Origin of the sequence: Tabrizicola sp. (genome assembly GCF_041911175.1) — a bacterium.
GTDB lineage: Bacteria > Pseudomonadota > Alphaproteobacteria > Rhodobacterales > Rhodobacteraceae > Tabrizicola.
This window is the reverse complement of record NZ_JAYRPN010000084.1, coordinates 17925-28596: the sequence shown is the minus strand read 5'-3', so window position 1 is coordinate 28596 and position 10672 is coordinate 17925. Positions and strand designations below refer to the sequence as shown.

Annotated in this window: 10 protein-coding genes and 1 riboswitch; of the genes, 9 read left to right on the top strand and 1 reads right to left on the bottom strand. The window is 69.7% G+C overall.

Annotated elements, in window-relative coordinates:
* Positions 1-808: 808 nt before the first annotated feature.
* The 7 genes from ACE3P6_RS11925 (at position 809) to ACE3P6_RS11895 (ending at position 6715) form a co-directional block, all read left to right on the top strand.
* On the top strand, positions 809-1486 hold the full coding sequence (locus tag ACE3P6_RS11925; RefSeq protein WP_374395230.1) for a lysoplasmalogenase family protein: 678 nt from the start codon (positions 809-811) through the stop codon (positions 1484-1486).
* Positions 1487-1547: 61 nt separating this feature from the next.
* Positions 1548-2699, top strand: a complete 1152-nt coding sequence (gene ftsY / locus ACE3P6_RS11920) for a signal recognition particle-docking protein FtsY (RefSeq protein ID WP_374395227.1) — start codon at positions 1548-1550, stop codon at positions 2697-2699.
* On the top strand, positions 2696-3616 hold the full coding sequence (locus tag ACE3P6_RS11915) for a hypothetical protein (RefSeq protein ID WP_374395224.1): 921 nt from the start codon (positions 2696-2698) through the stop codon (positions 3614-3616). Before ftsY ends, ACE3P6_RS11915 begins: the two co-directional genes overlap by 4 nt.
* On the top strand, positions 3606-4481 hold the full coding sequence (locus ACE3P6_RS11910) for a hypothetical protein (RefSeq protein ID WP_374395222.1): 876 nt from the start codon (positions 3606-3608) through the stop codon (positions 4479-4481). The genes ACE3P6_RS11915 and ACE3P6_RS11910 overlap by 11 nt, the downstream gene beginning before the upstream one ends.
* Positions 4478-5377: an EamA family transporter gene (locus ACE3P6_RS11905; protein WP_374395220.1), complete on the top strand. Its 900-nt coding sequence runs from the start codon at positions 4478-4480 to the stop codon at positions 5375-5377. The genes ACE3P6_RS11910 and ACE3P6_RS11905 overlap by 4 nt, the downstream gene beginning before the upstream one ends.
* The gene (locus tag ACE3P6_RS11900) at positions 5377-5985 is read left to right on the top strand and encodes an inner membrane-spanning protein YciB (RefSeq protein ID WP_374395217.1); all 609 of its coding nucleotides are present in this window, start codon (positions 5377-5379) and stop codon (positions 5983-5985) included. The genes ACE3P6_RS11905 and ACE3P6_RS11900 overlap by 1 nt, the downstream gene beginning before the upstream one ends.
* A 97-nt stretch (positions 5986-6082) precedes the next feature.
* On the top strand, positions 6083-6715 hold the full coding sequence (locus ACE3P6_RS11895; RefSeq protein WP_374395215.1) for a hypothetical protein: 633 nt from the start codon (positions 6083-6085) through the stop codon (positions 6713-6715).
* A 48-nt stretch (positions 6716-6763) separates the two neighbouring features.
* Here the strand turns inward: ACE3P6_RS11895 and ACE3P6_RS11890 are convergent, their stop codons facing one another.
* Positions 6764-7879, bottom strand: coding sequence for a tetratricopeptide repeat protein (locus ACE3P6_RS11890; protein ID WP_374395212.1), 1116 nt, complete (start codon positions 7877-7879; stop codon positions 6764-6766).
* A gap of 101 nt (positions 7880-7980) precedes the next feature.
* Positions 7981-8058: riboswitch (SAM riboswitch) on the top strand.
* Between the two features lie 52 nt (positions 8059-8110).
* Here ACE3P6_RS11890 and metZ point away from each other — a divergent pair.
* Together metZ and ACE3P6_RS11880 are read left to right on the top strand one after the other, a co-directional pair.
* Complete coding sequence (gene metZ, locus ACE3P6_RS11885) at positions 8111-9292, top strand: O-succinylhomoserine sulfhydrylase (protein ID WP_374395209.1); 1182 nt, start codon at positions 8111-8113, stop codon at positions 9290-9292.
* The gene (locus ACE3P6_RS11880; protein ID WP_374395206.1) at positions 9279-10532 is read left to right on the top strand and encodes a hypothetical protein; all 1254 of its coding nucleotides are present in this window, start codon (positions 9279-9281) and stop codon (positions 10530-10532) included. Before metZ ends, ACE3P6_RS11880 begins: the two co-directional genes overlap by 14 nt.
* The last annotated feature ends 140 nt before the right edge of the window (positions 10533-10672 follow it).

The following is a 10672-nucleotide window of genomic DNA, read 5'->3' as shown; positions in this document are numbered from 1 at the left end:
CGGCTTGCGGGCGCAGGATGGAAGGTCTGGCACGGGGATCCTCGCGTGGCTGCCCGGTCCCGTCGTGAGAGGGAGTATTAGGGCCAAAAGGAATGGGGAGGTGCGGCGGGGTGATCGGATGCTGGCAGGATGCGGCGGCTTGCGGGCGCAGGGCAGAAGGTCTGGCGCGGGGATCCTCGCGGGGCTGCCCGGTCCCGTCGTGAGAGGGAGTATTTGGGCCAAGAGGAATGGGGAGGTGCGGCGGGGGATCGGTTACTGACAGGATGAGGGGGCTTGCGGGCGCAGGGCGGAGGGTCTGGTGGGGACGGCTCATGGGGCTGCCCCGTCCCGTCGCGAGGGATGTGTTCGGGCCGGGAGGGCTGCGGAGGGGCGGCGGGGGATCGGATCGGGAGAGGATGGGGTGTCTTGCGGGTGCCGAGCTTGGCTTCCGGCGCGGGAGGGTTGTTCTGGAGCCCATCGGAGGGAGTGTCGCCGGGGCGATCTGGAGGGCGGGCCTGCGGTGATGGGCGTTGCGCCTGCGGCGAGGGTCGGCACGACGGGCGCGCGGATCAGGCGGGCGGCGGGATCGTAGTCTCCAGGCGTTTCGTGCAGGAACGGGTGAAGACCTGTCCGGCGGGGCCCGCGGCTTCGCGCGGTTGGGGCGATGCCGCGGCGCAAGAAGGAGGCCGGGATCGGGTCTGGCGGCGCGGGCGTCTTTCGGGCGGGTCGTGACGTCGCATGGCGCGGGGCTTGTCGGCAGGCGGGGTTGGCGGCACCTTTCGGGGTGACGGGAGCATCGGGGAGAGGCGCGATGGGGTTGGGGAGTGGGGTGCCGGCGGTCCTGGCCCTGGGTACGGCGGTCGTCTACGGGCTGCGCTTTGCGACGCGGGAGGAGAAGGGCTGGCTCGGGGCGGCGGTGAAGACGGCGTCGACCGGGTTTCTGGCGCTGGCGGTGGTGCTGGCGGCAGCGGGGGGCGGTGCGTGGTTCTGGCTGGTGCCCTTGGGCCTCGCGCTCGGGGCGCTGGGCGATCTGTGCCTGGCGCTGAAGGGGGAGCGGCTGTTCCTGGCGGGGGTCGGGGCCTTCGGGCTGGGGCATCTGGCCTATGCGGGCGGGTTCCTCTTGCGGTCGGGGGCGCTGGGGTTCGACGGGGTCTCCGGCGCCGAGGGGCTGGTGCTGGCCGTGCTGCTGGCGCTTCTCGTCTCGCCCGAGGTCTGGCTGGCCCCGCGCACGGGGGGCCTGCGCGGGCCGGTCCGGGGCTATGTCGCGCTGATCGGGCTGATGGGGGTGGCGGCGGTGCTGCTGCCGGACGCGCCGGGGCAGGGGGTGCTGCGGGCGGGGGCGGCGCTGTTCATCCTGTCCGACCTGATGCTGGCGGTCGAGATGTTCGTCGCCCGCGATCCGCGGCTGCGGCGCGGGTTGGCGCTGGCGCTCTGGCCTGCCTACTGGGGCGGGCAGGCGCTGATCGCTTGGGGGGCGCTGGCGTTCTGGGGTGTGGGTCAGGGCTGACGGCCTTCCCACCGGCGGGCAAAGCGACTAGGTGAAGGGAAACCAGCCGAGGGTGCCGCCCATGTCGTTCTTCAAGAAGCTCAAGGATCGGTTGTTCCGGTCGTCGGACAAGATCGGCGAGGGGCTGGAGGCGCTGGTGGCGGAGGGCGCGGACCTTGAGGAGGTCGAGGGGTCCGGGCCGGAAGCCCCTGCGGCAGCGGTTGCGGATGTCGCGGAGGCGGTGCCGGAGCCTGCAAGGGCACCGGAGCCCCGCGCGCAGAAACCTGCGGAGCCGAAGCCTGCGGCGGAGAAGCCCGTGGCGGAGAAGCCCGCAGCGGAGAAGCCCGCAGCGGAAAAGCCGGGCTTCCTTGGTCGCCTGATGGGCCGCAGCGAGGAGCCGCGCCGGGTGCTGGACGATGCCATGCTGGAAAGCCTGGAGGAGCTGCTGATCCAGGCCGACATGGGCGTGGATACGGCGGTGCGGGTGACGGCGAACATCGCCGAGGGGCGGTTCGGGCGCAGGGTCTCGACGGGCGAGTTGCGGCAGGCGCTGGCGGCGGAAGTGACCCGGATCATGGAGCCGGTGGCGCGACCGATGCCGCTTTACCCATCAAGGCCGCAGGTGGTGCTGGTGGTGGGGGTGAACGGGTCGGGCAAGACGACGACGATCGGCAAGCTTGCCAGCCAGTTCAAGGCGGCGGGGAAGCAGGTGGTGATCGCGGCGGGCGACACGTTCCGCGCGGCGGCGGTGGAGCAGTTGCAGATCTGGGGCAAGCGGGCGGGGGTGCCGGTGCTGACGGCGCCCGAGGGGTCGGACCCGGCAAGCCTCGCCTTCGATGCGCTGACCCGCGCGCGGGCGGACGGGGCGGACCTTCTGATGATCGACACCGCGGGGCGGCTGCAGAACCGGCAGGACCTGATGGAGGAGCTGGCGAAGATCGTGCGCGTCATCCGCAAGGTCGACCCCACCGCGCCGCACAACACGCTTCTGGTGCTGGACGCGACGACGGGCCAGAACGCGGTGACGCAGGTCGATATCTTCCGCAGGATCGCCGATGTCTCGGGGCTGGTCATGACCAAGCTGGACGGGACGGCGAAGGGCGGTGTGCTGGTCGCGCTGGCCGACAAGTTCGGGCTGCCGATCCATGCCATCGGGGTAGGCGAGCAGATCGACGACCTCGCGCCCTTCGACCCGGAGGAGTTCGCCCGCGCGCTGGTCGGGGCGGAAGGGTGATCCGCGCTGGCGGCTTGCTGGTCTTGCTGGCGGGGCCGGTGGCGGCGGAGACAGGCCTGTGCGAGACGGCCTGGGCGCGGGTGGCGGAGGGGCTGGGCGGCTTCGGCACGGTGACCGCGACGGGTGTCGCGCAGGAGGGCGACTGGTGTGTCGTCCTGGCGCCGGTGCTGGATGTCGACGGGCAGTATGTGCCGGACTGGCGCATGGACCGGCTGCGGTTCCGGGGTGCGGCCCTGGGCTGGATCGCCGACGGGTCCTCGCTGCCGGAAGGGCTGGAAATCGCGGTCGAGGGGCTGCGGCTGGCGGTGCAGACCGGCAACGCGCAGGTGGACTGGCTGCTGGCGGCGCAGGCCCGGCCGAACGGGATCGATGCCGAGGCGGCGCTGGCCTGGGACCCGGTGGCAAAGGTGCTGCGGCTGGAGCGGTTGAGCCTGGACTTTCCAGGCGAGAACCGGGTGGACGCGTCGGCGGTGGTGACGGGGGTCGACCTGTCCTCGACCGGAGCGATGCAGATGTCGCTGGCAAGCTTCGCGCTGACCGAGGCAGAGCTGCGGGTGCAGACGCATGGGCTGTTCGAGGGCTACGCGCTGATGGCGCTGGGGTCGGCACTGTTGCCGCCCGAGGGCGATATGGACGCGGCGGCGGAAGGGCTTCGGGCGGAGGCGCTGGCGGCGATCGGTGACCTGCCGGGGACCAGCTTTTCCGATGCGAGCAAGGCGGCGTTGCGGGCGCTGGTCGGGGAACTGCCGAACCCCGCTGGCGATCTGGCGGTGACGGTGAAAGCCGAGCCGGGGATCGGCCCGGTGCGGTTCGGGGGCTATGCGGTGACGGGGGTGCCCGCGACGGTTGCCGCGGCGGCGCCGGTGTTCGAAGGGGTGAAGGTCGATGTGGGCTGGACCCATGCGGATGCGCCTTAGGCTGGGGTTCGCGCTGGCGCTGCTGGCCGGGCCGGTCGTGGCGGAGCCTGCGGGCTGCGATGCGCTGCTTGCGGCGGTGGAGGGGGCGGTGGGGCTGACGCTCTCGGCCCCGCCTGCGGCAATGGCAGACGGCTGGTGCGTGCTGGACGGGGCGCGGTCGCCTGGGGATGGCGACATCCGCGTATCGGCCGAGCGGTTGCGGCTGCGGGGCGAGGCGGATGGTGGGGCCTTGCGGGCGCTGGAGGTCGACGGCGAGGGGGTGCGGGTCGCCCCTGCGTTGAGCAACCGGCACATGGCAGGGTGGCTGCGTGACCTCATGCGGTTGCAGAGCGCGTCGCTGCACCTGGCGCTGCGGCGGGACGAGGCGGGGGACCGGTTGCTGCTGGAGGGCGGGCGTCTGGGCCTGTCGGGCGGCGGCGAGTTGGTGCTGTCGGCAGAGGTGGCGGGGGCGAACCTTTCTGCGGCCTCGCTTCTGGCGGGGCGCGTGACCGGGTTGCATCTGGAGTGGAAGAACGACGGCCACACCCTGCGTCCGGTGCTGGAGGCTTTGGGTGCGGCCCTGGAGCCGGGGGAATCGGGGACGCAGGCGATGCTGGCGGCGCGTGCGGCTCTGACCGGGGTGATCGAGGCGATGCCGGGCGACAGCCTGCCGGAAGATGCGGGCAAGGCGCTGCAGGCGTTTGTTGCCGCGCTGCCGCAGGGGCGGGGGCGGCTGGTCGTCGACCTTGCCTCGGAACCAGGGATCGGCGCGGCGCAGGTGGGGCTTCTCGCGCTGGCAGAGCAGCCGACGGCCCCCAAAGCGCTGGCGCGGCTGTTCGCGGGTTCGGCGATCGGGGCAAGCTGGACGGCGGGAATGGCCCCTTGAGCGGGTTGCTTCAGTCCATCGAGGGCACGGCTGCCGGGCATCAGGCGGCGCTGGTGCTGGCCCTCCTGGCGGCGGTGCTGCACGCGCTGTTCGGGGCCTTGCAAAAGGGGCGGCACGATCCCTGGCTGTCCCGCGCGGCCATCGACGCCAGCTATGGGCTGATCGCGGCGCCGTTTGCCCTGTTCGTGGTGCCCTGGCCCGAGCCGCATATGTGGCCGATCTTCGCCGGGGCGGTGCTGATCCACATCGTCTACAAGGTCCTGCAGGCGATGACCTACACCCGGGGGGCCTTCACCGTGGTCTACCCGGTGGTGCGGGGCACCGGGCCGTTCTTCACCGTGATCGGGGCCGGGATCGTCTTCGGCGAGCATTTCGCACCCGGCCAATGGGCCGGGCTGGCGCTTCTGGTTGGCGGCATCCTGGGGCTGGCGGCCTGGAACCTGAACCATGTCACGCATGACCGGGCGACGATGGGGCCCGCGCTGTGGCTGGCCGTGGCGACGGGCGCGATGGTCGCGGCCTACACCACCTACGACGCCTATGGCATAAGGGCGACGGCGGACCCGTTCACCTTCCTGGCCTGGTTCTTCCTGCTGGACGGGATCTTCATCCCGGTCGTCACCCAAGCCCGCTGGCGGCAGCTTCCCGCCGCCGAGGCCTGGCCGCTGCTGAAACGGGGTGTGCTGGGCGCCTTCGTCGCCTATTTCAGCTTCGGCTCGATCATGCTGGCGACGCGGCTGGACAAGGTGGGCGAGGCGGCGGTGCTGCGCGAGACCTCGACCGTATTTGCCGCCTTGATCGGCTGGCTGGTTCTGGGCGAGAAGGTGGGGCCCGCGCGGGCGGGGCTGATGGCCCTGATCGCGGTGGGTGCAGTCATCATGGAATGGGCGGGATAATGGCCGAGCGGAAGATCAACCCGATAGTGAAGCAGGCGCTGGAGCTGGGACCGACGATTCTGTTCTTCCTGATCTACATGCGGATCAAGGACCAGAGCTTCACGTTCGGGACCACCGAGTATTCTGGCTTCATTGTGGCGGCCCTGATCCTGGTTCCGTTGCTTCTGGTTGCAACGCTCGCCTTGTGGTTGTTGACGGGCACGGTCAGCCGGATGCAGATCTTCGTCGGCGTGATGGTCGTCTTCTTCGGCGGGCTCACGGCCTGGTTCAACGACGCGACTTTCTTCAAGATGAAGACCACCTTCGTCTACGGCACCTTCGCGCTGATCCTGGGCGCGGGGCTCGCACGCGGGAAAAGCCTGCTGCAATGGGTGATGGCCGAGGCTTTGCCCATGAAACCAGAGGGTTGGATGATCCTGACCCGCCGACTTGCGCTGATGTTCGCGGTGCTTGCGGTGGCCAACGAGGTGATCTGGCGCACCCAGTCCGAGAAGACCTGGGTCATCCTGGAAACCTTCGCGATGCCTGCCGCACTGTTTCTGTTCCTGATGGCGAACTTCATGGCGCTGCAACGCTACCTGATCGAGGAGCCGAAGGACGAGGCGTGACCGGCGGCACAGGAATGCCCCGCTTGGGGCCGGGTTCTGCCCCAGACCTGCCTTGATACACCTCTAGACCTGAGGATGAGCTTGAGAGGGTTCATCCATGCAACGCACTCCCTTCGATCTTGTCCGCCTGTTCCTGAGCCTGTTCCAGGATCTGCCGCCCCTGTCGCGGGCGCTGTACCTGCCGGGCGCCGTCCTGTTGATCGGCTATCCGGTGCTGTCGGTGGCCCTGGGGCCGGAGCAGCACGGCCAGGCCTTCGCCACCGCCTTCCTTCTGGCGCTGGCAGTGCGGGTCGGGATGGGGTTCGAAGGCATGGTGCGGCGGATGCTGACGCGCTATTCGGTCACGCAGGCGGTCGTCTTCGCAACCCTCTTCGCGGGCCTGCCGCTTCTGATCCTGGCGATGGTCGACGATCCGCTGTGGTGCCAGCGGATGCAGAGCGCCTTCTATGTGGTGATCGGCGGCGTCTTCCTGCAGGACGTGATGAACAAGCGCATCTCGACCGCCGCCAGCTTCTGGCCGGATGCCGAAATGGCGGAACACCTGCCGAACCTGACCCGGATGATGGTGGTCTACAACTTCGGCTTCCTTCTGCTGAACGAAACGATGATCCGCGCCGTCGAGCCTTCGCACTGGCTGCTGTACTGGGCGGTGCTGCCGATCATCGGCCACACGGTCCTGCGGGCGATGGTGCTGACGGTGATCAACCTGGATGCGGGCCACGAGGCCTGAGCATCTTCCCCCGTGACGAGTGCCGGGCGTCCCAAGCGGGCGCCCTTTTCACTTCGTGATGACGCAGGCGGCCTTCTTCACGTCGATGCAGCGGCGCAGCGCCGTCAGCACGCCCGAGGGCGCGTTCGACAGCGGCAGGAAGCCCAGTTCCGACAGCTTGCGGGCATAGGTCTTCGACAGCGAGGCGTCGAGGTTCAGCGCGGCCTCGAAATTGCTGTAGGCGTCTTCCATCCGGCCAAGCGCGGCGTCGATCCGGCCAAGCGTGTCGTGATAGCCTGCCTCCATCCGGGCGCCGTTCGGGTTCTCGCGCAGGACCTTGGTCACGCGGTCGGCCTCTTCCGGCTTGCCCTCGGCCAGCAGCGCCGCGCCCTGCACGTTCACCGCCGCCAGGTTCTGCGGATAGCGCTTCAAGAGCGCCTCGGCCTCGACCGCCACCGTCGCCGGGGGCGCGTATTCGCCAAGCGCCAGCAGGCGGCGGGCGAGGATGTCCTCCTCGATCGAGGGGTTCGGGTCCGGGACGGTGCCAGGCTTCAGGGCCTCGTCCGCGACGGCGACGACATCCTCGTAGCGGCCAAGGGCGGCCAGCGCCGCCAGCTTGTTGCGGTAGGCGTTCTGGTATCCGGGGGCGAGCGAGATCGCGGTGTCGAAATAGGACAGTGCCTGTTCGGCCTGGCCAAGGTCGATCAGGCAGCGGCCCTTGATTTCATTGGCATAGGCGAATTGCGGGTCGAGGCGCAGCGCGTTGTCGGCATCGTCCGAACAGCGCTGGCCGGCGTTGAACTGCCACCAGCTTTCCGCCCGGTTGGCCCAGGCGTCGATGTTGTCCTCGATCGCCAGGGCGGCGGAGTAATGCGCCAAGGCCCCGGCGCTGTCGCCCTGGTCGTAGCGGACATTGCCCAGCTCGACCCAGACCCAGGCGCTCTCGGGCGCATAGCCAAGGGACTTTTGCAGGGTGGCGGCGGCCTCGTCGAGCTGCCCCAGCATCCGTTGCGCCTCGCCCTTGAGCGAAAGGGCATGGGCGGCGTCTTCGGAAGTCTGGGCCGCCTCGAAAGCCTGGTCGCACAGGGCGATGCGGGCGGCGTAATCCTGGCCGCGGTCGTCGCAGGTCTCGGCCCGGGCGGTGGCGGGGATCAGGGCGGCAAGGACGAACAGGAAGGGGCGCATGGGGGCCTGCAATGTGGTTCCGGGGCGAGCGTCCGCCACCTGCGGGGGAAAATCAAGGGCGATGGGGGCGGTGGCATTGACCGGGTCGGGGCAGGGGGGTAAGAGGGCGGCGTGGCGATTTGTTACCGGATTGCGGGCCACGTTAAACAAGCCGCTAAAGAGGTGAAGGGCATCGGCCCCGGCACCTTTGGATTTGGGCCGGGGTTTTTTATTGGCCGGAGGGCCCGCACGATGTCGAAGGACTGGAAGACCCGCACGCAACTGGTGCACGAAGGCACCCGCCGCAGCCAGTATGGCGAGATGGCCGAGGCGATCTTCCTGACGCAGGGCTTCGTCTACCCCACCGCCGAGGCGGCCGAGGCGCGCTTTGTCAAGGCGGGCGAGGACGAGTTCATCTATGCCCGCTACGGCAACCCGACGACGCGGATGTTCGAGGAACGCATCGCGGCGCTGGAGGGGACGGAGGATGCCTTCGCCACGGCCAGCGGCATGGCGGCAGTGTCGGGCGCGCTGACCTGCTGCCTGCGGGCGGGCGATCATGTGGTCTCGGCGCGGGCGCTCTTCGGGTCCTGTCTCTATATCCTGGAGGAGGTGCTGCAGCGCTTTGGCGTGAAGGTGACCTTCGTCGACGGGGCCGACCTTGACCAGTGGCGCAAGGCGGTCACGCCCGGCACCAAGGCGGTGTTCTTCGAATCGATGTCGAACCCGACGCTGGAGCTGGTGGATATCCGCAGCGTCAGCGAGATCGCGCACAAGGTGGGCGCCATCGTGATCTGCGACAACGTCTTCGCGACGCCGATCTTCTCGCGCGCGGTGGAGCAGGGGGCGGATGTGGTGGTCTATTCCACGACGAAGCACGTCGACGGGCAGGGCCGCGCGCTGGGGGGCGTGGTCTGCGGCACGAAGGAGTTCGTCCGCAAGGTGCTGGAGCCCTACATGAAGCACACCGGCGGCAGCATGAGCCCCTTCACCGCCTGGATGCACCTGAACGGCATGGCGACGCTGGACCTGCGCTGCCGGGCGATGGCGGATGCGGCGCTGAAGGTGGCCGAGGCGCTGTCGGCGAATGCGAAGGTGTCGAAGGTGATCTATCCGGGGCTCGCCAGCCATCCGCAGCACGCGCTGGCGATGGCGCAGATGGGGTCGGGGGGCACTCTGGTCACGTTCGAGGTGGCGGGCGGCAAGGAGGCGGCGTTCCGTTTCCTGAACGCGCTGGAGATCGCGAAGATTTCCAACAACCTGGGCGATGCACGGACCATCGCCACCCATCCGGCGACCACGACGCACCAGCGCCTGCCGCAGGACCAGAAGGATACGCTGGGGATCACGCCCGGCCTGATCCGCCTGTCGCTGGGGCTGGAGGACGCGGACGACCTGATCGCCGACCTGAACCGGGCGCTTGGCGTGGCCTGACGTGCAGGGGGCTGCGCCCGGGACCGAAGGCGGCGAGCTGCTGCTGTACATCGGCCTTGGCCAGTCGCTTCTGGCCCTGGTGCCGCGGTTGCGGCCGCTGGGGCTGAAGCCGGGGCCGCTTGATCCGGCGCGCGCCTGGGTCTTTGCGGCGACCGGCGATCCGCGGGTTGCGGACGACCCGACGCTGGATCTGCCCGAAGCCGCGCTGGCCGGGCTCCATCCGCATCTTCGGCATGGGCGGTCGGGGCCGCTGACCTCGGCATCGGCGGTGATCGTCGAGCGTCTTGGGCCGCAGGACCGGCTGCTGACGGTGAATCTGGCCCGCCGGAACACCCGGATTTCCGCCTTCCTGCCGCAGGAGGCCGCGTTCCGCAACGTCGAGCTTTGTCTGCGTCGCACGGCAGGGATCGCGGCAGCGCAGGGGCTGGCGTTCCGGCGGTTCGTCGTATCCTTCGTGCAGGGCCAGGCAGATGCTCAGACCCCGCACCGCCTGTACCGGGAGCGGCTGGCCTGTCTGGTGGACGGACTTGCCACGGCGCTGGCATCGGTGACGGACGGGCAGGGGCGGCTTGTCTTCTGCCTGAGCCAGACGACCGCGACCTACTACATCGGGCGCCGGGGGGTGCCTCTGGCGCAACTCGAACTGGCCGAGGGACGACCGGGACAGGTGATCCTCGCCGGGCCGGAGTATATGCTGGAGCGGTCGGATGGGGTGCATCTCAAACCAAGGAGCGCGGTCCGACTGGGCGCGCTGCACGGTCGGGCGATCCGCAGCGCGCTGGAGGGCGCAGGGTGGGAGCCGTTGCGGATGGTCGAGGCCCTGGTGACGGGGCGCGAGGTGCGGGTCACCTTTGCGGGCGGGACCGGCGATCTGGAGGTTGCCGGCGTGGAACCGGGCCCGGTGGACGTCGGCGTCCGCCCCTTGCCGAACCTGGGATTTGTCTGGCAGCCCCCGCGCGGCGCGGCGACCCGCATCGTTGCAGCACAGATCACCGGACGGCGCGAAGTCACGCTGACGCTGTCCGACATTCCGCACGGGCTGGACCGGACCTTCCTGGCCCTGGGCTTTCCCGAGGTCATCGGCGCACCGGAGGGATTCGTCGGTGGTGATCCCACGACCGCGCAGGGGGCGGCGACGGGCCTGCGGACCCGGGGCGATGGCACGGGGCCCTTCGGCGAGCCGATCCAGGACTGGGCGCTTCTGCAGCAGATCGTGCCGCGCAGGTCGGAATCGGCGTGATTGCGTCCGGTTTGGCCTTGTGTCACGCCAGGAAATCCCTATCTGATAGGGGTCTGCCCCGGACCAGGGTGATCCGGCGGCGGGCCTCTCTCGTAGAATATTCCGGAAATTGACGGCGCGCCTTCCGGCCTGCCTGAACC

What these genes read in the sequence shown, in the direction of transcription:
- ACE3P6_RS11900 (WP_374395217.1), top strand. Translation starts at nt 5,377, where the DNA reads ATGGCCGAGCGGAAGATCAACCCGATAGTGAAGCAGGCGCTGGAGCTG.
- ftsY (WP_374395227.1), top strand. Translation starts at nt 1,548, where the DNA reads ATGTCGTTCTTCAAGAAGCTCAAGGATCGGTTGTTCCGGTCGTCGGAC.
- metZ (WP_374395209.1), top strand. Translation starts at nt 8,111, where the DNA reads ATGTCGAAGGACTGGAAGACCCGCACGCAACTGGTGCACGAAGGCACC.
- ACE3P6_RS11890 (WP_374395212.1), bottom strand. Translation starts at nt 7,879, where the DNA reads ATGCGCCCCTTCCTGTTCGTCCTTGCCGCCCTGATCCCCGCCACCGCC.
- ACE3P6_RS11910 (WP_374395222.1), top strand. Translation starts at nt 3,606, where the DNA reads ATGCGCCTTAGGCTGGGGTTCGCGCTGGCGCTGCTGGCCGGGCCGGTC.
- ACE3P6_RS11895 (WP_374395215.1), top strand. Translation starts at nt 6,083, where the DNA reads ATGCAACGCACTCCCTTCGATCTTGTCCGCCTGTTCCTGAGCCTGTTC.